Annotated in this window: 16 protein-coding genes; 8 read left to right on the top strand and 8 right to left on the bottom strand. The window is 74.4% G+C overall.

The genetic code is table 11. The annotated features are described in order from the left end of the window. Positions 1–34 precede the first annotated feature (34 nt). Both egtD and ACIQ87_RS20245 read left to right on the top strand, forming a co-directional pair. Complete coding sequence (egtD, locus tag ACIQ87_RS20250) at positions 35–1006, top strand: L-histidine N(alpha)-methyltransferase (RefSeq protein WP_402408418.1); 972 nt, start codon at positions 35–37, stop codon at positions 1004–1006. A 151-nt stretch (positions 1007–1157) separates the two neighbouring features. Then, on the top strand, positions 1158–2585 hold the full coding sequence (locus ACIQ87_RS20245; RefSeq protein ID WP_402408624.1) for a sugar porter family MFS transporter: 1428 nt from the start codon (positions 1158–1160) through the stop codon (positions 2583–2585). 180 nt (positions 2586–2765) lie between these two features. Here the strand turns inward: ACIQ87_RS20245 and ACIQ87_RS20240 are convergent, their stop codons facing one another. Continuing rightward, on the bottom strand, positions 2766–3509 hold the full coding sequence (locus tag ACIQ87_RS20240; RefSeq protein WP_402408415.1) for a TetR/AcrR family transcriptional regulator: 744 nt from the start codon (positions 3507–3509) through the stop codon (positions 2766–2768). Positions 3510–3681: 172 nt separating this feature from the next. On the opposite strand from ACIQ87_RS20240, the gene ACIQ87_RS20235 reads away from it, so the two are divergent. The 3 genes from ACIQ87_RS20235 to fabG all read left to right on the top strand — a co-directional run bounded on the left by ACIQ87_RS20235 (position 3682) and on the right by fabG (position 7057). Next, on the top strand, positions 3682–4845 hold the full coding sequence (locus ACIQ87_RS20235) for an acyl-CoA dehydrogenase family protein (RefSeq protein WP_402408412.1): 1164 nt from the start codon (positions 3682–3684) through the stop codon (positions 4843–4845). Between the two features lie 59 nt (positions 4846–4904). Then, the gene (locus tag ACIQ87_RS20230) at positions 4905–6104 is read left to right on the top strand and encodes a thiolase family protein (protein ID WP_402408411.1); all 1200 of its coding nucleotides are present in this window, start codon (positions 4905–4907) and stop codon (positions 6102–6104) included. A 194-nt stretch (positions 6105–6298) separates the two neighbouring features. After that, positions 6299–7057 carry a 3-oxoacyl-ACP reductase FabG gene (gene fabG / locus ACIQ87_RS20225; RefSeq protein ID WP_402408409.1) on the top strand — a complete coding sequence of 253 codons (759 nt, stop codon included), beginning with the start codon at positions 6299–6301 and terminating at the stop codon, positions 7055–7057. 198 nt (positions 7058–7255) lie between these two features. Here the strand turns inward: fabG and ACIQ87_RS20220 are convergent, their stop codons facing one another. Beyond that, positions 7256–7654: a VOC family protein gene (locus ACIQ87_RS20220; RefSeq protein ID WP_402408406.1), complete on the bottom strand. Its 399-nt coding sequence runs from the start codon at positions 7652–7654 to the stop codon at positions 7256–7258. A 93-nt stretch (positions 7655–7747) separates the two neighbouring features. Between ACIQ87_RS20220 and ACIQ87_RS20215 the strand changes: the two genes are divergently transcribed. Both ACIQ87_RS20215 and ACIQ87_RS20210 read left to right on the top strand, forming a co-directional pair. Continuing rightward, the gene (locus ACIQ87_RS20215; RefSeq protein ID WP_402408403.1) at positions 7748–8737 is read left to right on the top strand and encodes a helix-turn-helix transcriptional regulator; all 990 of its coding nucleotides are present in this window, start codon (positions 7748–7750) and stop codon (positions 8735–8737) included. A 245-nt stretch (positions 8738–8982) separates the two neighbouring features. Next, the gene (locus ACIQ87_RS20210) at positions 8983–10353 is read left to right on the top strand and encodes a S8 family serine peptidase (protein WP_402408400.1); all 1371 of its coding nucleotides are present in this window, start codon (positions 8983–8985) and stop codon (positions 10351–10353) included. Positions 10354–10521: 168 nt separating this feature from the next. On the opposite strand, the gene ACIQ87_RS20205 is transcribed toward ACIQ87_RS20210, so the two are convergent. After that, positions 10522–13008: a hypothetical protein gene (locus ACIQ87_RS20205; RefSeq protein ID WP_402408397.1), complete on the bottom strand. Its 2487-nt coding sequence runs from the start codon at positions 13006–13008 to the stop codon at positions 10522–10524. A 172-nt stretch (positions 13009–13180) separates the two neighbouring features. Between ACIQ87_RS20205 and ACIQ87_RS20200 the strand changes: the two genes are divergently transcribed. Further along, positions 13181–13711, top strand: a complete 531-nt coding sequence (locus ACIQ87_RS20200; RefSeq protein WP_402408394.1) for an HAD domain-containing protein — start codon at positions 13181–13183, stop codon at positions 13709–13711. A gap of 136 nt (positions 13712–13847) precedes the next feature. On the opposite strand, the gene ACIQ87_RS20195 is transcribed toward ACIQ87_RS20200, so the two are convergent. The 5 genes from ACIQ87_RS20195 to ACIQ87_RS20175 form a co-directional block, all read right to left on the bottom strand. Then, positions 13848–17924 (bottom strand): LysM peptidoglycan-binding domain-containing protein, encoded by a 4077-nt coding sequence (locus ACIQ87_RS20195; RefSeq protein ID WP_402408391.1) that lies wholly within the window; start codon positions 17922–17924, stop codon positions 13848–13850. After that, positions 17924–18370 carry a hypothetical protein gene (locus tag ACIQ87_RS20190; protein ID WP_392875442.1) on the bottom strand — a complete coding sequence of 149 codons (447 nt, stop codon included), beginning with the start codon at positions 18368–18370 and terminating at the stop codon, positions 17924–17926. The genes ACIQ87_RS20195 and ACIQ87_RS20190 overlap by 1 nt, the downstream gene beginning before the upstream one ends. A 163-nt stretch (positions 18371–18533) precedes the next feature. Further along, positions 18534–18902, bottom strand: coding sequence for a pilus assembly protein (locus ACIQ87_RS20185; protein ID WP_392875439.1), 369 nt, complete (start codon positions 18900–18902; stop codon positions 18534–18536). Between the two features lie 206 nt (positions 18903–19108). Next, the gene (locus ACIQ87_RS20180; protein ID WP_402408387.1) at positions 19109–19483 is read right to left on the bottom strand and encodes a TadE/TadG family type IV pilus assembly protein; all 375 of its coding nucleotides are present in this window, start codon (positions 19481–19483) and stop codon (positions 19109–19111) included. 38 nt (positions 19484–19521) lie between these two features. After that, positions 19522–19821, bottom strand: coding sequence for a hypothetical protein (locus ACIQ87_RS20175; protein ID WP_402408384.1), 300 nt, complete (start codon positions 19819–19821; stop codon positions 19522–19524). Positions 19822–19894 lie beyond the last annotated feature (73 nt).

The following is a 19894-nucleotide window of genomic DNA, read 5'->3' as shown; positions in this document are numbered from 1 at the left end:
CCCTTCACTTTCTGAACAGAGGAACCACCCTGTCATGGACACCTTCGATCTCACCCGACTGCTGCCCGCCGACCACTTCAGCACCGCGCTGCGCCACGACGTGCAGCACGGGCTGACCTCCCAGCCCAAGTGGCTGCCGCCGAAGTGGTTCTACGACGCCCGGGGCAGCGAGCTGTTCGAGGAGATCACCCGACTGCCCGAGTACTACCCGACCCGCGCGGAGCGGGCCATCCTGGCCGCCCGGGCCGGCGAGATCGCCGCCGCCACCGGGGCCCGCACCCTGGTCGAGCTGGGCTCCGGCTCCTCCGAGAAGACCCGGCTGCTGCTGGACGCCCTGCGCGCGCTCGACACCCTCGGGACGTACGTCCCGGTGGACGTCAGCGAGAGCGCGCTGACCTCGGCCGGCGCCGCGCTCGCCGCCGAGTACCCCGGGCTCGCGGTGCACGGCGTGCTCGCCGACTTCACCGCCCGGCTCGGCCTGCCCCCGGAGGGCGGCCCGCGCCTGGTCGCCTTCCTCGGCGGCACCCTCGGCAACCTGCTGCCCCTGGAGCGCGCGGCCTTCCTGCACGGCCTGCGCGCGGCCCTGGAGCCGGGCGACTTCCTGCTGCTCGGCACCGACCTGGTCAAGGACCCGGCGGTGCTGGTCGCCGCCTACGACGACTCCGCCGGGGTGACGGCCGAGTTCAACCGGAACGTGCTCAACGTGCTCAACCGCGAGCTGGGCGCCGACTTCGACCCGGACGCCTTCGAGCACGTCGCGCTCTGGGACGCCGAGCAGGAGTGGATCGAGATGCGACTGCGCTCGCTGCGCGCGCAGACCGTGAAGATCCCGACCCTGGACCTGCCGGTGCACTTCGCCCGGGGCGAGGAGCTGCGCACGGAGGTGTCGGCCAAGTTCCGCCGGGAGCGGGTGGCCGGGGAGCTGGCGGCGGCGGGGCTGCGGCTGACCCACTGGTGGACCGACCCGCAGGGCCGGTTCGGACTCTCGCTCGCCTCGCCGGTCTGACCGGCGCGCCCCCGGCTCCCGTGGCGGCTCAATTTGCTTGTTCACCTTACGAATTCTCAGAGCAAAACTTGAGGGTCCTGGTGTACAAGACTTAAACGAATAGGGGTTACGATCTCGGCTACCGAGCTCAGCGTTGAGTACCAGGAGTCAGATCGTGAGCGTCACCCAGAAGCCCTCCGGGGCGGTCGAGGCCCCCGCGCCCGGCCGCCTCGGCTTCGTCGTCTTCATCACCGCGGCAGCGGCCCTCGGCGGCTTCCTGTTCGGCTACGACAGCTCCGTGATCAACGGCGCCGTCTCCGGCATCCAGGAGAAGTTCGGCGTCGGCAGCGGCGTGACCGGACTGATCGTCTCCTCGGCGCTGCTGGGCTCGGCGGTCGGCGCGGCGCTCGCCGGACGGTTCGCCGACCGGTACGGCCGCATCAAGGTCATGAAGGCGGGCGCGCTGCTGTTCGCGGTCAGCGCGGTCGGTTCGATGCTGCCGTTCTCCGCCTGGGACCTCGCCCTGTGGCGCGTCCTCGGCGGCGCGGCCATCGGCATCGCCTCGGTGATCGCCCCGACGTACATCGCCGAGGTCGCGCCGACCAGGTACCGCGGCCGGCTGGCCTCCTTCCAGCAGGCCGCGATCGTGCTCGGCATCGCGATATCCCAGCTGGTCAACTGGGTGCTCGCGCAGGCCGCCGGCGGCGACACCCGCGGCCACCTGCTCGGTCTGGAGGCCTGGCAGTGGATGCTCGGCATCTGCGTCGTCCCGGCCGCGGTCTACTTCGTACTCGCCTCGGTCATCCCCGAGTCCCCGCGCTACCTGATCCAGGCCGAGCGCCTGGACGAGGCCCGCAAGGTGCTCGCCGACGTCGAGGGCGAGGGCGTGGACCCCGACGCCCGGATCACCGAGATCCGGACGCTGATCGCCTCCGACCACCGCCCGCGCTTCCGCGACCTGCTCGGCGGCCGGTTCGGCCTGCTCCCGATCGTCTGGGTCGGCATCGGCCTGTCGGTCTTCCAGCAGCTGGTCGGCATCAACGTGATCTTCTACTACTCGTCGATCCTGTGGCAGTCGGTCGGCATCGACCAGAGCAACTCGCTGCTGATCAGCTTCGTCGGCTCGGTGATCAACATCCTCGGCACCGTGATCGCGATCGTGCTGGTCGACCGGATCGGCCGCAAGCCGCTCGCCCTGATCGGCTCGGCCGGCATGGCGGTCGCGCTCGGCACGGCCGGCTGGGCCTTCTCCTCGGCCACCGGCAGCGGGGACAACCTCACCCTGCCCGACCTCCAGGGCACCGTCGCACTGGTCGCCGCCAACGCCTTCGTGCTGTTCTTCGCGATGTCCTGGGGCGTGGTCGTCTGGGTGATGCTCGGCGAGATGTTCCCGAACCGGATCCGCGCCGCCGCGCTCTCCGTCGCCGCCTCCGCGCAGTGGATCGCGAACTGGGCGATCACCGTCTCGTTCCCGTCCATGTCGCGCTGGAGCCTGTCGTCGACCTACCTGATCTACGCCGCCTTCGCGGCGCTGTCCATCCTCTTCGTGGCGAAGTTCATGAAGGAGACCAAGGGCGTCCGACTGGAGGACATGGGCTGATCCGCCCGTCGGACTCTCGGCCCCCGCACCCCGGCGCGATCAGCGCGGGGGTGCGGGGGCCGAATCGTTTCCGCGGGGCCGGGACCGCCCTACGGAGGGTCGCGAGGCGGGGGCACGAGACGGGGGCACGGGGTCGCGAGGCGGGGTCGCGAGGCGCGGGCCATGCGGGGGTCCGGCGGGTCAGGACCGCTCGGCGAGTCGGGCGTAGCGCAGGGCGAGGCCGTCGAGCAGCGCCTCCAGCCCGGTCTCGAAGGCACCCTCGTCCACCGTCCCCCGGTGTCCGGCCAGCCGGTGCGCCTCGCCGAGGTGCGGGTAGTCGGCCGCGTCGTAGACCTCGGCGTCCGCCGGGAAGCCGGCCGCGAAGGAGGCGAGGGCCGAGCCGGTGACGAAGTAGCGCATCAGCGCGCCGATCCTGGTCGCCTGGCCGCGCGGCCATCCGGACTCGACCAGGTGGCCGAAGACCGCGTCGGCCAGCCGCAGCGCGTTCGGCCGCCGCCCGGGGCCCTGGGCCAGCACCGGGACGATGTTGGGGTGGGCGGCCAGCGCGGCGCGGTAGGAGCGGGCCCAGTCGCGCAGCGCCTCGGCCCAGGGGGTGGCGAGGGCGGCGGGGGTGGCGGGGGTGGCGGGGGTTCCGTCGGTTCGGGCCGTCCCTGCGGTTCCGTCAGCGGCGGCGGTCCCGGCGGTTTCCGTGGTTTCCGCGGTCCCGAACATCGACAGGTCGACCTCGCCGATGACGCTGTCCACCACCGCGTCCAACAGGTCGTCCTTGGTGGCGAAGTGGTTGTAGAGCGACGGCCCGCTGACCGACAGCTCGGTGGCGAGTCGGCGGGTGGAGAGGGCGCCCAGCCCCTCGTCGTCGATCAGCCGCAGCGCGGCGACGACGATGCGCTCTCGGCTGAGCAGCGGGGTGCGTGGACGGGCCATCGCGACGGGTTCCTCCGGTTCGTCCGGTCGGGTGCGTGGGGACCGATTCTGGCAGGTGCCCCTTCCCAGCGCGGGCCGGGCGGGGCTACAGTCGCCCTCATAAAACTTGCAGCGCTAGTTTAATGGGCCCGGGCCCCGCGCCGGGCCCTGGACACCGCATTCGGGAGCCTCCGTGAACCTGGAGTTGTCCGAGGAGCAGGCCGCCGTCCGGGACCTCGCCGCCTCCTTCACCGACCGCGAGATCGTGCCGTACGCCGCCGAGTGGGACCGCGCCGAGTCCGTCGACCGCGCGATCGTCGGCAAGCTGGCGAAGGTGGGCTTCCTGGGGCTGACCATCCCGGAGGAGTACGGCGGCAGCGGCGGCGACCACCTCGCGTACTGCCTCGTGCTGGAGGAGCTCGGGCGCGGCGACTCCGCCGTGCGCGGGATCGTCTCGGTCTCGCTCGGCCTCGTCGGCAAGTCCGTCAACGCCTTCGGAACCGAGGAGCAGAAGCGGTACTGGCTGCCCCGGCTCACCTCGGGCGAGGCGCTCGCCTGCTTCGCGCTCACCGAGCCGGGCACCGGATCGGACGCCGCCAACCTCACCACCCGGGCCGTCCGGGACGGCGAGGACTGGCTGATCAGCGGCGCCAAGACGTTCATCACCAACGGCACCTGGGCCGACGTCGCCCTGGTCTTCGCCCGCACCGGCGGCGACGAGCCCGCACAGCGGGGCCACCGGGGCATCACGGCCTTCCTGGTCCCCACCGACCTGCCCGGCTTCACCCGCACCGAGATCCACGGCAAGCTCGGTCTGCGCGGCCAGGCCACCGCCGGGCTCACCTTCGAGGACGTCCGGGTGCCGGACAGCGCCCGGCTCGGCGAGGTCGGCAAGGGGTTCACGGTGGCCATGGCCGCGCTGGCCAAGGGGCGGATGTCGGTGGCGGCCGGCTGCGTCGGCATCGCCCGGGCCTGCCTGGAGGCCGCCGTCCGATACGCGGGCGAGCGCGAGCAGTTCGGCAAGACGATCGCCTCCCACCAGCTCGTCCAGGAGCTGCTGGCCGGCATCGCCGTGGACGTCGAGGCCGCCCGGCTGCTCACCTGGAAGGTCGCCGACCACATCGAGCGCGGCCTGCCGTTCGCCACCGAGTCCTCCGTCGCCAAGCTGTACGCCAGCGAGGCCGCCGTCCGGGCCGCCAACAACGCGCTCCAGGTCTTCGGCGGGTACGGGTTCATCGACGAGTACCCGGTCGGCAAGTACCTGCGCGACGCGCGGGTGATGACCCTCTACGAGGGCACCAGCCAGATCCACCAGCTGCTCATCGGACGCGCCCTCACCGGCGTCAACGCCTTCTGACCCGTTCCGCCCCGCCCCTGACCCGTTCCGCCCCGCCACCCGACAAGGAGCCCGACGACGTGCGTCCCGTCTACTTCGCCGCCGCCCGCCGCACACCCATCGGCCGGCTGCGCGGTGCGCTCGCCACGGTCCGCCCGGACGACCTCTCGGCCACCGTGCTGCGCGCCCTGCTCGCCGACGTGCCCGCGCTCGACCCGGCCCGGATCGACGACGTCTACTGGGGCGCCGCCAACCAGGCCGGCGAGGACAACCGCAACGCCGCCCGGATGGCCGTCCTGCTGGCCGGCCTGCCGGAGACCGTCCCCGGCGCCACCGTCAACCGGCTCTGCGCCTCCGGGCTGGAGGCCGTCACCCTCGCCGCCCGGGCCATCGGCTCCGGCGAGGCGGACGTGGTGCTGGCCGGCGGCTGCGAGTCGATGACCCGCGCCCCCTTCGTCCTCCCCCGCCCGGACGAGGCGCTGCCCCACCGGATGGAGACCTTCGACACCCGGCTCGGCTGGCGGCTCACCAACCCGCGGATGGCCGAACTGCACGGCGTGCTCAGCATGGGCGAGACCGCCGAGGAGGTGGCCACCCGGTACGGCATCGGCCGGGAGCGTCAGGACGCCTTCGCGCTGCGCAGCCACCAGCGGGCCGGAGCCGCCCGCAAGGACGGGCACTTCGACGCCGAACTCGTCCCGGTCGAGCGGCCGGACGGGGTGACGGTGAGCCGGGACGAGAGCATCCGCGAGGACACCAGCCTGGCGAAGCTCTCCGGGCTCAAGCCGGTGTTCCGGCCGGGGGGCACCGTCACCGCCGGGAACGCCTCGCCGATGAACGACGGTGCGGCCGGGCTGCTCCTGGTCGGCGAGGAGGCGCTGCGCGACCTCGGGCTCCAGCCGCTCGGCCGGTACGTGGCCGGGGCCTCGGCCGGGGTGCACCCGGACGTCATGGGCATCGGGCCGGTGCCGGCCACGGCGAAGGTGCTCGCGCGGGCCGGCTGGTCGCTCGCGGACCTGGACACCGCCGAGCTGAACGAGGCCTTCGCCGCCCAGGCGCTCGCCTCCGCCGACGGCATCGGGTTCAGCCCGGAGCAGGCCGAGGAGGCGGTCAACCCCAGCGGCGGCGCGATCGCGCTCGGCCACCCCCTGGGCGGCTCCGGCGCCCGCATCCTCACCACCCTGCTGCACCGGATGCGCCGTACCGGCGCCCGGCGCGGCCTGGCCACCATGTGCGTGGGTGTCGGGCAGGGTACGGCCGTGCTGGTCGAGAACGTCTGACGACCGGCGGTGCGGGGAGCCGGCTGACGGGTGGCGGCGAACGGATGACGGATGACGGATGACGGATGACGGATGACAGATGACGAAATCTGTTATCTGTCACCGGTCATCGGCCATCGGTCCGCCGTCGGATGTCAGCCGTCGCCCGCCACTCGTCGCTCGTCGCCTGTTGATCCAACTTCCAAGGAGTTCACATGACGCGGTTCGCGGGGAAGGTCGCCGTGGTGACCGGAGCGGCGCAGGGCATCGGGGCGGCCACCGCCCGCCGACTGGCGGAGGAGGGCGCGACCGTCGCCGTCGTCGATCTCACCGCCGAGCGGGCGGCCGGGACGGTCGCCGAGATCACCGCCAAGGGCGGCACCGCCCGGGCGTACGGCTGCGACGTGGCCGACTACGACGCCGTGGAGGCGGTGTTCGCGCAGGTCGCGGCGGACCTCGGCGGGGTGCACATCCTCGTCAACAACGCCGGGATCACCCGGGACAACCTGTTCTTCAAGATGCCGAAGTCCGACTGGGACGCGGTGCTGACGGTCAACCTGACCAGCGCGTACAACTGCAGCCACGTCGCGCAGAAGTACATGGTGGCGCAGAAGTACGGGAAGATCGTCTCGCTCAGCTCGCGCTCCGCCCTCGGCAACCGGGGCCAGGCCAACTACGCGGCCGCCAAGGCCGGCATCCAGGGCCTCACCGCGACCCTGGCGATCGAGCTCGGGCCGTTCAACATCAACGTCAACGCGGTCGCGCCCGGGTACATCGCCACCGCGATGACCGCCGCCACCGCCGAGCGGGTCGGCGCCAGCGCCGAGGACCACCAGGCCGAGGTCGCCGCCCGGACGCCGCTGCGCCGGGTCGGCCAGCCGGAGGAGATCGCCTCGGTCGTCGCCTTCCTGGCCAGCGAGGAGGCCTCCTACGTCAGCGGGCAGACGCTGTACGTCAACGGCGGTGCGCGCTAGGTGTGTTGCCCCAGGACGTCGGTTCCACGGCGTCCTCGACGGTGAGCCGCCGCGGGAGCGCGGACGTCCTTCGGGGGGGGGTCAGCGGCGCGTTCCGCTGCCCCGCCGGTGGCGGCTCCTGGACTCTGCGGCCGCGTTCACCGGGAGCCCCGGGAGCCCCGGCATCCCGGGGCTCCCGGTGAGCGGCCGTGCGTGGCGTCAGCGCGCGAACTTCTCGATGGCCTCCGGGGTGACGGGGGTGAAGAAGTTGACGAGGTTGCCGTCGGGGTCGCGGAACAGCAGCGACCGGTTGCCCCAGGGCATCGTGGTGGGCTCGTTGACGAAGTCGGTGACGAAGCCGGTCAGGTTCCGGTGAACGCGGTCCACGTCGTCGACGAGGAACTCGGTGATCACACTGTGGTTGTCCGCCGGGCGGGCGGAACCCGGGGCGAACAGCGGGACGGTGCGGGTGCCGGCGATCGCGAGGGTCGCGCCCGCGGTCCTGAGTTCGGCGAAGTCCTCGGTCACCCGTATCGCCCGCATCCCCGTCGCTCGCTCGTAGAACTCGACGAGGCGCGCGACGTCGCTGGTGATGATGCGGATCGAGACGAAGTCCATGGGAATCTCCTTGGCTGTGCTGGAGGCGTGCACGTCGCAGGCTAGGAGGAATAGTGGACAGAATCGGTCCTCTATTCGCGTTAGGCTGCGAACATGTCCCGACCCACCGGCCGCGTGCTGACGCTCCTGGAGCTGCTGCAGTCGGGCGGCACCCGGACCGTGGCCGAACTCGCCGACCGTCTCGGCGTCGAAGGGCGCACCGTGCGGCGGTACGTGGACCAGCTGATCGACCTGGACGTGCCCGTGGAGTCGGTGCGCGGCCGCTACGGCGGGTACCGGCTGGCCCCCGGGTACCGCCTGCCTCCGCTCATGCTCAGCGACGACGAGGCGCTGGCCGTGCTGCTCGGACTGGTGGCCGGCCGCCGGGCAGGGCTGACGACGGCGGAGCGCACGGCGAACGAGACGGCGTCAGCGAAGATCCGGCGGGTGCTGCCCAAACACATCGCCCGCCGGCTCGACGCCCTCCTGGAAGCCCTCGCCTTCACCGATCAGCCCGGCGAGTCGGACCAGCCGGACGCCGGGCTCCTGCTCACCGTCGCCGACGCGGTGCGCCACCGCAGGCCGGTCTCGATCCGCTACACCGACCGCGACGGACGGCGCAGCGAACGCACACTGCACGCGTACGGGATCGTCGCCCACGCGGGCCAGTGGTACGTGACGGGCGTGGACGCCCGCATCGGCGAGGACCGGACCTTCCGGCTCGATCGCATCGCGGCCGCGAGGGCCCTGCCCGGCTCGTTCGAAGCGCCCCTGGGTCCCGCTCCGGCCGAGCGCGTGCTGTCGGGGTTCGCCACGGCCGAGTACCGGCACGAGGTGACCTTGCGGGTCCACGGGACGGTCGAGCAGATCCGCGCCCACCTGCCCGCGAGCGTCGCGAGCCTGGAGGAGTGCGAGCCCCCGGCCGGCCGGGACCCGGCAGCCGGGCAGTGGCTGCGCGTCGAGCTACGGGCGCAGCGGCTCGACTGGTTGCCCCGGGTCCTCGCCTCGCTCGACCGGCCGTTCGTCATCGAGCGTCCCGACGCGCTGCGCGACCTCGTCATCGCGCTCGCCGATCGCCTCACGTCCTGCGCCCGCCGAGTCTGACAGCGGGGCACCGATGCCATGGGACGGCACCGTCGGGCGATCACCTGACGCGCCGTCATCGAGTCGTCCCAGGTGGGAGGTTACTTTCCCCTGGGACGGCCTTTACCTTTCCGCGTGGCCGAGCATGACCATGGTCTTGATCGTACGACCCCACCAAATGACTATGGCATGATCATGCGGCTCTCGATGGGATGGCCGGACCGACCCGACCGAACCAGGTCGGGCCCTGCGTCCCAAGGAGCCCCATGGGCAGCCCCGCCACCCTCCGCCGCGCCCTGGCCCTGCTCGCCGTGGGGGCCACCGCCCTCACGGCCGGCACCGTCGCCGTACCGGCCGCCGGCACCGCGATCGCCGCCCCTGCCCACGACCTCACCGGCGTCCACGTGCGCCCCGCCTCCTTCGGGCAGCACAGCGCCCAGGGCCGCCCCGCCCCGCTGAGCACCACCCAGTGCGTCAGCCAGGTCGGCATCCACTGCTACTCGCCGCTGCAGTACCGGACCGCCTACAACCTGAACCCGCTGTACCAGGAGGGCATCACCGGCAAGGGCCGCACGATCGTCATCGTCGACTCCTTCGGCTCCCCGACCATCCAGCACGACCTGGAGGTCTTCGACAAGCAGTGGGGCATCCCGGACACCAACGTCGAGGTGGTCAAGTGGGGCAACGTCCCCACCTGGGACCCGAAGAACCCCGACCACACCGGCTGGGCGGGCGAGACCACCCTGGACGTCGAGTACGCCCACGCGATCGCCCCCGACGCGCACATCATCCTGGTCGAGACCGGCGTCGCCGAGACCGAGGGCACCACCGGCCTGCCCGAGATGATGGACGCCGAGAAGGCCCTCATCAAGGCCGGCCGCGCCGACGTCATCTCGCAGAGCTTCGGCGCCACCGAGAACACCTTCCCCGGGTACGACAAGGGCGACTTCAAGTCGCTCACCGACCTGCGCTACGCCTTCCAGGCCGCCGCCGACCACAACGTGACCGTGCTGGCCGCCTCCGGCGACAACGGTGCCACCGACGCCAAGGAGAACGGCACCGACCTGTACCCGTACAAGGTCAACTCCTGGCCGTCCTCGGACCCGCTGGTCACCTCCATCGGCGGCACCCAGCTCACCCTGGACGACTCCGGCAACCGCACCGCGCCCGACAAGGTGTGGCACGACAAGTCCGGCGCCGGCGGCGGTGGCGTCTCGGGCATCTTCGAGCGCCCGTGGTACCAGGCGGGTGTCGCCGGTGTCACCGGCAACCACCGCGGTACCCCGGACATCAGCATGAGCGCGGCCGTGGACGGCGCCGCCTGGACCTACGAGTCCTACGACCCGACCTCGGTCGGCTGGCACCTCACCGGCGGCACCAGCGAGGCCACCCCGCTGTTCTCGGGCGTCGTCGCGCTCGCCGACCAGCTCGCCGGGCACCGCCTCGGCCAGCTCAACTGGCGCCTGTACGGCATGAACCTGCTGCCGAGCAAGTGGAGCGGCATCGTGGACGTGAAGCAGGGCGACAACGGCTGGGACGGCGTCACCGGCTACAACGCCACCGAGGGCTACGACCTCGCCAGCGGCCTGGGCACCATCGACGGAACGCAGTTCGTCCACGCGATCGCCGGTCGGTGAGCGGACGGGTCGCCCGTGGCAGGTGACGCGGGCGACGGGTGACGGGTAACAGATAACAGACGACAGCGAACAGCTGACAGATTTTGAAATCTGTCAGCTGTTCGCTGTTTTCCGTCCGCTGATTTCCGTCCGCTGCTGTTCGTCGGCGGACGGTCAGCCGGTGGTGTGTCAGCCGGTGGCGGCGAGCTGGGCGAGGTAGCGCTCGGCGGCGCGGAGCTTGCGGCCGTCGGCGCCCGGGAGGTAGGCGCGCAGTTCGATGATCTCCGGGGCGATCCGGATGGCCTCCGCCCGATCGGTGATGGCCCGCCAGCACGCCTCGGCGTTGGTGGCCGCCCGCTGGGTCTCCGGGTGGTCCGGGCCCTGCGAGCGGAGCAGCGTCAGGGCCACCTCGCGGTAGATGTCCGCGGCCTCCGCCGTCCGGCCCGCGAGCCGGCAGACGTGCGCCCGGACCTGCCGGACCTGCAGGACCGGCTCGGAGACGGCGCCGTGCTCGGCGATCGCCTCCAGTTCGAGGGCGAAGGCCAGGTCGGTGGCGGCGGCGTGGTCCCCGGCGTCGGCGCTACGGACGATCCGTCCGATCACCTCGCGGTAGTCGGCGCGGGGCGGACCGGCCGCGCCGTCCTCGTCGGCCGGGGCTTCGGCAGTGGCTTCGGCAGTCGCTTCGACCGGAGTGTCGTCCGGAGCCGGAGCCGGAGCCTCGTCGGCCGACGGCGCGTCGGTGGTGGCGTCGACCGGCACCTCGTCCGTCGGCACCTCGTCCTGCGGCGCGGCGTCGGCCGGCAGCTCGTCAGCAGCTGCCTCCTCGGCCGGAACGACGTCGACGGGCTCCTCCTCGACGGGCGCCTCGTCCGTCGGCGCGGGCTCCACCGGGACAGCCTCCCCGGGCTCCTCCGCGGTTCCGGGCTCCTCCGCGGCCTCGGACGCCGCCTCGACCTCGACCTCAACCTCGGGCTCGGGCTCGGGCTCGGGCTCGACCTCAACCTCGGGCTCGGGCTCGGGCTCGGGCTCGAACTCGTACGCCGTCTCGGCCTCGGCCTCGGCCTCGGCCTCGGGCTCCTCCGCAGCCTCGGAGGCCACCACGGCCTCCTCCTGCGGGAATTCGGGCTCGGCGACGGCCTCGTCCGCCGGTTCCGGCCGGGACTTGAGCAGCGTGACACCCGCCGTGGGCGTGCTGTCCTCGGGCACGGCGTCGGCCGGGACGGGCTTGAGCAGGGTCACGCCCGGGGCCGCCACGGTCCCGCCCGCCTTCAGCAGACTGACCGGACGGGTCGGCCGCGGCGGGGTGGGCGGAACGCCCGGCTTGACCAGGCTGACCGGACCGCCCGCGGCCACCGGGGCCCCGGCCGGCGGCGCGGGCACCGTGGCCGGTGCCGGCACCGGCCACTCGGGGACCGCGTCCCGCGGCTCCCCCGGACGCGGTAGCGGCGGCGCGGGGGGCGACGACATGTCGGAGGGCACCGCACCGGCCGCCTGAACCGACGACACCGACGACACCGGCACCGACGACGCCAACGATGCCGGCACGGGCGGAACCTCGGCCGGCAGGCCGTCGCCGCGACGGGCCGTGTTGCGGAAGAACGGCCGGTCCGGTGCGTGCGTGGCCAGGATGACCACGTCCGGACGCAGCACCGAGTACACCTGCTGCCGCAGCTGCTCCGGCGCGAGCACCTCGCCCGCACCGGGCCGACCGCCGTGCAGCGCCTCGATCAGGGCGCGGGTGAAGGTGCCGATCTGCTCCGGGTCCGGACTGACCACCGCCCACAGCGGGATGCCCTCGCTGAGCGGCGAGACGGTGCCCTGGAGGTACGGCCAGGCGTTCTGGTCGGCACTCAGGTCGGCGATGACGAGGGTCTGCCACTCGGCCGGACGGTGGCTCAGCTCGGCGGCGATGGCCGCCCAGGGGAGGCCGTCCTGCTTGGCGTCGCGCAGGGTCAGTTGGAGCTGTCCGCCGCGCTTGTCGGCGACGACGTGGCCGCCCAGGTGGATCAGCAGCGGTCCGGGGTGGCGGGAGGCGGCGCGCAGGTGGGCGAGGACGGTGTGCGGGTCGCCGGCACCGGGGAGGTGGACGGCGTCCACCGCGTCCGCGGCGAGGAGCACCTGCGGCGAGACGGCGGCGAGCATCGCCGACAGCACCGGCGCCTGGGTCGGCCCGCCACGGCCCCAGGTGCGGCGGCCGGAGGTGCCGTACCCGCCCTCGATCACCAGGATCCGCCCGCGCGGCGCGGCACCGAGCCCACCGGTGCCACCGGCAGCGGCGACACCGCCCGCACCGACGGCGGCGGCGACCGGCGCCGCGCTCTGGACCGGGAACGGCGGCGGGGTCGCCGAGGACAGGACCCCGGCGGCGGGCAGCCCGGTGAGGGTCCATCCGGTGGGCGGAACGGGCGGTGCCGCCGGGCGCGCGGGCGGCGGCGCGGGCGCCTGCCCGACCGGTTGCGCGGCACCCGACACGGAGGCGGTGACCGGAGCGGGCGCCGGGACGGGCGCCGGGACGGGAGCGGGGGCGGCCGGAGGCGCCGGCGGCGGCTCGTACAGCGCGGCGGGACCGGGCGGGTGGTCCTCGGCCGGGAGGCGCGGGGGCGGCGGTACGGCGTCCCAGGGACCCGAGTCCGCTGCCGGGTCGGGACCTCCGGAAACCGCTGTCGTCTCCGCCATCTCCTGGTCACCGCCCCGCCCCGCCGCTCCCGCGGCGTCTGATGCCCTCGCCTGTGTGGCGCCTGCCACCACACTCCGTGCGCGCCACCCTACGAGATCCCGGCTCACCCCTTCCAGGCCGGGTGGCCGATCGGCGCGCCCACCGCCCGCCCCGTCCCGCTATGGTGCCGTCATGATCGATCCCGATCGCCCCCTGCTGTTCCTCGACGTGGACGGCCCGCTGATCCCCTTCGGTGACCCGCCCCCGGGCGGCTACCCCACCTACCGCAGCCCGTACGCCCCGTCCGGCGCGACTCCGGCCGGGAACCCGCTGATCGCCCGCGTGGACCCGGAGTTGGGGCCTCGGCTGCTGCGCCTGCCGGCCGAGCCGGTCTGGGCCACGACCTGGCTGGAGGACGCCAACGAGTGCCTCGCGCCCTGGCTCGGTCTGCCCCGACTGCCCGTCGTGGACTGGCCGGTGGACGACACGGACACCCCGGACTGGCCCGACGGGCCGGACGGTCTGCACTGGAAGACCCGTGCGCTGGTCGAATGGGCGGACGGACGGCCGTTCGCCTGGGTGGACGACGAGATCACCGAGGCCGACGACCGCTGGGTCACCGCGCACTCCCCCGCCCGCACCCTGCTCCACCGGGTGGACCCCCGACGAGGGCTCACCGAAGCGGACTTCACCACCCTGGACACCTGGCTGCGCACGGTCTGACCGGCCGCCGCACCCTCCCCGTCCGCCGACCACATCCGTGCGAGACGTCCACGCGACCATCACATCAGCGGCCGGCCCGTCAACTCGACTGCCCGGCCACCCCCGTGGGGAGTGACCGGGCAGTCGGCGGTCCGCGTCAGGAACCCGCGAGCAGGTCCCGCAGCAGGGCGACGGTGTCGGCGTCCAGGTCCCGGCCGGTGCGGCGGCTGAGCGCGTCCAACCGGTTGACGGCGCGCAGGAGTTGGTCCCGGGCGCCGGCCGAGGCATAGGCGTAGAAGAGGTCCCGGTGCAGCAGTTCGACGTCCGGGGCGACGGCGAGGCCGCGGAAGACGGCGGCCTCGGCGCTGCGGTGGTCGCCGTACTGCAGGCGGCGGGCGGCCAGTTCGTGGGCCGTGTCGACGATCGCCGCGATCATGTCCTGTCGCTCGGCCTCCGCCCAGCCGTACGAGGCCGGCGGGGCCTCGGCGAACGGTGCGCCGCGGACCAGGGCCAGGGCGTGGGCGAGGGCCGCGTCGGCGGTGGCGCTGGTGCTGCGCATGCCGCGCCGGTAGAGGCTGCGGAACTCGTCCCAGTCGCAGGTGACCGCCGGGGCGAAGGCGTAGCCCTCGGTGCCCTCGGTGGGCAGGAAGGCGCGGCCCTCCGGCGAGGTGCCGAACCAGTCGGCCAGGTCGGAGAGTTTGGTCGGCAGCGGGCTCCTGGCGTCGGCCGCGGTGGGGTGCGGGTCGAGGTGCGCCGCCCCGGGGTGCAGGTCGCGGTCGAGCACGTGGAGTTCGGAACCCGGGCGCAGCGCCAGGTAGACGGCGAGCTCGGTGAGCCGGGGCAGCGCGCCGGGTGCGGCGGCGCCGAGGACGCCCGCGACGTCCACCGGGCCGAGCAACCGGATCCGGGGGGCGTTGCGCGGGGCGTGCGCCTCCGGGGAGCGGAGGATGGCGAGCAGGTCGTCACTGTCGCTGCGACCGGGCGTCGTCCGGGCGACCTGGGCGACGGCGGCGGGGCCGGGCTCGACGGCGGGCGCCGGGTCCTCCGTACCGACCGCATCGACCGCACCGACCGCGTCCGCGGTTTCGACGGTCCCCGCGATCCCGGCGGCCCCGGCGGGCCCGGTCCCGGCACCGGACTCGGCGGCGGACTCGACAGCGGACTCCGGAGCGGCCTGCGGAGCGGACTCCGGAGCGCGCTCGGCCCGCGGCGCCGACTCCTCGACGGTCTTCGAGCCGGTCGGCTCCGCCACGACCGGATCCACCGCCGCCTGCCGCGGCACGACCGGCTGCGGCACGACGGGCTGGACGGCGAGCACGACCGTCGCCGTGGACTCCGAAGCGGAGTCCCCCGGCTCGTCCGCCCCGTCGCCCTCCGACAGATCGGGCCGCCGCAGGTCGCGGGTGGTCTCGTCGGTGGCCGCCTGCCGTCCCTGCCCGTTGACGACGAACCGCGCCGGTCCGGCCGGCACCGGAGCCGGTGCGGGAGCCGGAGTCGGGGCCGGAGCCGCGGGCGGCAGGGCGGCGGGCGCCGGGGCCGGCGCCACCGGATCGGTGCCCGCGAACGGGCTGGCCCCGGTGCCGATGACCCGGGCGAGCAGCCGGGGACCGGCAGCCGCGTCCGTGCCCTCGTCCGTACCGCCCGAGGCGCCTCCGCCCGGGGCTCCACCTACCGACGCCCCGCCGACCGCCGAGACGCCCGAGACCCCCGAGGCGACCGAGGCCCCGACGGCGGCCAGCACCGGTACGGCAGCCGGCAGTTCGGTGGTGTCGGTGTCGTCCTCCGGCCCGTCCAGGGTCCAGGCCGGGGCCGGGTGCTGGGTGGTGTCGTCGGCGACCCGGAGCAGCTCGGCGACCTGGTCGTACTGCCGCACGTCGAGCCGCTGCAGCTCGACCGTGAGGTGCAGGCCGGGGATCGCGGCCTGGCCGGAGGTCGGCAGGGTCCAGCGGGCGACCGGGCCGGTGCCGCGCTCGGGGGCGCGGGTGATGACGGCGACGCAGGTGCGCGGGCGGGCGTCGAGCAGGCGTCCGAGCTCGGCGGGGACGTCCCCGCCGGGCTGGTGGGCGCAGAGCACGATCTCGGGCGTCCAGGACTCGTCGGCCTGGCCCCGGCTGCGGGCCTCGCGCGGGCTGGTGGCCTCGGCGGCGACCAGGGTGGCGCGGGCCTTGGCGGTGCGCGGGCCGAGGGCGGCGAGCGCGGCCTCCAGGGTGGGGTGGCGGTGCACACGTTCGGCGGCCGGGCCGCTGATCGGCACCTCCTCGGCGAGGTCCACCAGGTGCAGGTGGAGCCGGTCGGCGAGCGGGCTGTGGGCCAGTTCGATGGCGAGGGTGCGCAGCACGTCCCGGGCGTCGTCCGGGTGGCCGGACAGGTGGAGCAGCCGGACGGCCTCCAGGTCGGCGAGGACGACCGAGCCGTCCGGCGAGGTGCCGAGGGTGACGAGCGCGGGGTACGGCGCGGGGGTCTTCCGGGCCTGGCCGGGGCTGAGCAGGTCGCCCGAGTCGGCGCTGCACCACCACACGTTGGCGGCGTGGGCGGCGCGGAACGGCGCGATCGGGGTGGCCGGGCCGGACAGGTGCAGCTCGACGGTCTGGCCCTGGGTGATCCGGGCGGCGACGATGGCGGGCAGCCGCTTGCCGCCGCGCACGGTGTTGCGGGCCAGGGTGCGCAGGGCGCGGTCCAGCAGTTCCAGTCCGGCCTGGTCCTGGCGGGCCATCAGCTCGTTCTCGAAGGCGGCGGCCTCGGCCTCGGGCATCGCGATGCGGTGCCGGGGGCGGCGGGCGCGCTGCTGGGTGCCGCGCTTGTGGGCGACGGCGCCGACCATGATGGCGGCGAGCAGGACTCCGACGGTGGAGGCCGAGAGGGCGACGCTGTAGTCGTCGCCGGCGGCCGGGTCGGCGTGCGCGGCGGGCGCCTGCGCCGGAGCGTGCGTGGGCGCGGGCACCGGGGCCGACTGCGGCGCGCCCTGCGCGGGAGCGCCCGGCGCCGGGGTCTGCGGCGCGGTCTGGTCCCCGGGAGCCGGAGCCGGGGCGGGCGCCGGAGCGGGCGCCTGGTCCACGGGGGCAGGAGCGGGAGCGGGCGCGGGAGTGGCGGCCCCCGCCCCCGGCACCGTGAGCACCATCCCCGGCACCACCACGTCCGGATCCGTCAGCTGCTCCCCGTCCGGGGCCTGCGTCCCCTTGTTCGCCTCGAACAGCTTCGGCCACTGTTCCCCGTCCCCCAGCTCCCGCTGGGCGATGGTCGACAGGCTCTCCCCGGCCTGGACGGTGATGGTGTGCTGCCCACCGGAACCGCCCGCACCGGCGGGGCCGCCGGCGTCCGTCCCGGCCTGCGGGGCCCCCTGCGGCGCGCTCTGCGGCGTGCCCTGCGCGGCGTCCCCCGAGGGAGCCGGGGCGGGAGCCGGCGCCGGTGTCCTCGCCTCGTCCGGCTTGGCGTCCGCCGGCATCAGCAGCTCCCAGCCGGGCTGGATCGGCCGCTCGGCGTCGAAGCGGATGCCCGAATCGCCCATCACCCGCCCGTCGTTGAGCTTGGCGATCTCCACCCAGCGTTCCCCCGAGCCCAGTTGGCGCTCGGCGATGGACCACAGGCTGTCGGCCGGGCGGGCGTCCCGCACCGTGTAGGTGGCCTGCTGCTCGGCGGCCGGCGTCGGGGCCGGCGCGGCCTGCGCGGCGGGCAGTGCGGCACGCTGCACCCCGCCCGGCGCCAACTGGGCCTGGGCGACGGACCCGTGGGCCGCATCGGGAACGGCCGCGAAGGCCGAGCCGGCCACCGGCACCAGTGCGAGCACCGAGCCGACCAGCCCGGCCGCGATCCGCTGGCTCCAGCCGAAGGCGGGGATGCGGCGGGCGATCCGGCCGCGCAGCTGGGCGGGGATCTCCAGCAGGACGGAGAGCGCGAAGCAGGCCCAGGCGATCCAGCCGACCACCACCAGCGCCCACAGGAACAGGCTTCCGTCGTCCGGACTGGTGAGCGCCTCGCCCACCCCGCCCGAGGCGACCTCGCCCATCCCGGCGACCGCCTCCGTGCCGTACAGCAGCAGCGCGGGGACGCCGAACAGCAGGGCGAGCAGGGTGACCAGCGCGCCGAGCGCGGTGATCACGGCACGGCCGCGCCCGCGGGGTGGTCGGGGCGCCGGGGCGGCGGGCCCTCGGGCGCCGCCGGCGCGATGGGACGTCCCGGCCCGGCCGGTACGGGCCTGGGCGGTACGGGCCTGGTCCTTGGCACGTGGCGCGGCCATCAGTCGGTCTCCGCTTTCTCGACTCCGTGGACGAGGGTCGCACTGCCCTTGCCCGTTACCTTCCGTTCCCCGAGGGCGCCCAGCAGGACCGGGCGGTAGTCGGCCCGCACGGTGACGGTGACGACCTTGCCGTCGCCGGAGAACTCGACCTCGCCCGCCCGCAGGCCGTACAGGGCGAGGTAGGCGTCGGCGGCGTCCCGGACGTACTTCTCCTGGACCTTGAAGCCCTTGCCCTGGAGGACGGCCGCCCGGTCGAGCTGCTGGCCGCCGACCCGCGCGGCCTCCAGGGCGTAGGCGTCGGTCCGCTCGGCGACCCGCAGCCGGCCGCCGGCGTCGATCACCAGGGCGATGACGAGCACGACGTACGCCGCGCAGATCGCCACGAAGAGGGCCACCGCGCCCCGGTCGGACCGGCGCGCCGACAGCCGTCGCCGCAGACGGCTCACCACTCCCGTCCCCTCCCCCCACTTCGCACGATGCTCTCCCCACCGGCCCCCACCGGGCGCCGCTCGGTACCGTTGTGTCATCCCCCGAGCGCTCTCCGCTTGCGTCTCCCCCGCACGGGCCTTCTCCAATCCCCCGTCTTCCGGGTGACGGCGCCGCGCGCCGTCATGTGCCCCGGTAACGGTCCACCACCGAGGTGAACTCGCCGACGAGGTGCTTCGTCACGGGTACCCCGGACGGTCCGCCGAGCAGGTCGGCCAGTTCCACGTCGCAGACCACCGTGACGGTGACGGTCGTGACCGGTCCGCCCGGCAGGTTCAGTTCCCCCCGGCCGACCCGCACGTCACCGTTGCGGCAGGACACGCCCTGCTGGCGCAGCGTCGCGAGGGCGGAGTCCCTGGCCGGCTGGTCCATGCCGTCCACGCTGCGCTGCAGGGAGGCGGTCCTGGCCGCGGCCCTGGCGGCGGCCTCCACGGTGCCGGCCGTGGACTGCACCCGCCCGGCGGCGATGGCCACCAGGACGAGTCCGACCACGCCCGGCACGACGATCGCCGCCTCGATCGCGATCCCGCCCCGGTCCCGCCGGCGCGGACCAGAACGCGGACGTGACCGCAGACGGAGACGGGACCGCGGCCCGCGGCCGCCTCCCGGCACCCCCGGTGTTCCCGGTCCGCCCGGCACCCCTGGTGTTCCCGGTCCGCCCGGCGCCCCCGGTGCTCCCGGTGCTCCCGCCACGCCCGTCACGGCGTCACCACCGGCGCCACGAAGCGCTCACGCGGCGCCTCGGCGAACTGGGTGACGGCGGGCGCCCTGAGCCCCGGTATCAGCAGCGGCGGGGTCAGCTGCACGGTGACCCTGACGGTCTGCGCCGTGCTGCCGTCGGTGCGCACCGTGTACCCGCGCACGCCCTGCCGGTCGAGGAAGTCGCGGGCCTGCCGCTGGGCCGCCTCGTTCTTCTCGCCGTCCGTCGCACTGCCCTGCACCCGGCCGGCGTCCACGCCCTCGCGGGCGGCGGTGAGCGCGACCTGCCGGTCGTACCAGATCAGCGCGGCCTGGACGACGAGCAGCAGGAGCAGCAGGACGACCGGGAAGACGATGGCCAGGCTCAGGCTCATCGCCCCCCGGTCGCCTCTGCGGCGGAGAGCAGGACGCATCACTGGGTGGCGCCGCCCGCGCCCGCGCCAGCGCCGCCGCCCGGCATGTTCGGGTCCTGCTCGACCTTCTTGACGACCTTGTCCTTCAGCAGGTAGAGCGCGGTCGCCACGGCGCCCGCGACGAACACCAACGCGATGATGGCCAGGGCGAGTTCGATGCTGATCGCACCGCGGTCGCCGCGCGCGCGGGCGGCCCGCAGCCGGCCGAGCCGGAAGGTGAACAGCAACAGCGCGAACTGGACCGGCAGCAGGACGGGGCGCAGCACCCGATCTGCCAGCTGGACGAGTCGTACGGTCATCGGGATCTCCGGGGGTGTGGCGGTGTGGTGTGGTGTGGCGGGTGGTGCCGGCTGCTCCGAACGGGCCGGTAGG

The organism is Kitasatospora sp. NPDC096204, assembly GCF_044763205.1.
Classification (GTDB): domain Bacteria; phylum Actinomycetota; class Actinomycetes; order Streptomycetales; family Streptomycetaceae; genus Kitasatospora.
Note: the sequence above shows the minus strand (reverse complement) of the source record. Positions and strands in the feature narration are given on the sequence as shown.

Coding starts and splice junctions, on each gene's coding strand:
- egtD (WP_402408418.1), top strand. CDS start 35: ATGGACACCTTCGATCTCACCCGACTGCTGCCCGCCGACCACTTCAGC.
- ACIQ87_RS20240 (WP_402408415.1), bottom strand. CDS start 3,509: ATGGCCCGTCCACGCACCCCGCTGCTCAGCCGAGAGCGCATCGTCGTC.
- fabG (WP_402408409.1), top strand. CDS start 6,299: ATGACGCGGTTCGCGGGGAAGGTCGCCGTGGTGACCGGAGCGGCGCAG.
- ACIQ87_RS20220 (WP_402408406.1), bottom strand. CDS start 7,654: ATGGACTTCGTCTCGATCCGCATCATCACCAGCGACGTCGCGCGCCTC.
- ACIQ87_RS20215 (WP_402408403.1), top strand. CDS start 7,748: ATGTCCCGACCCACCGGCCGCGTGCTGACGCTCCTGGAGCTGCTGCAG.
- ACIQ87_RS20210 (WP_402408400.1), top strand. CDS start 8,983: ATGGGCAGCCCCGCCACCCTCCGCCGCGCCCTGGCCCTGCTCGCCGTG.
- ACIQ87_RS20205 (WP_402408397.1), bottom strand. CDS start 13,008: ATGGCGGAGACGACAGCGGTTTCCGGAGGTCCCGACCCGGCAGCGGAC.
- ACIQ87_RS20200 (WP_402408394.1), top strand. CDS start 13,181: ATGATCGATCCCGATCGCCCCCTGCTGTTCCTCGACGTGGACGGCCCG.
- ACIQ87_RS20195 (WP_402408391.1), bottom strand. CDS start 17,924: ATGGCCGCGCCACGTGCCAAGGACCAGGCCCGTACCGCCCAGGCCCGT.
- ACIQ87_RS20180 (WP_402408387.1), bottom strand. CDS start 19,483: ATGAGCCTGAGCCTGGCCATCGTCTTCCCGGTCGTCCTGCTGCTCCTG.
- ACIQ87_RS20175 (WP_402408384.1), bottom strand. CDS start 19,821: ATGACCGTACGACTCGTCCAGCTGGCAGATCGGGTGCTGCGCCCCGTC.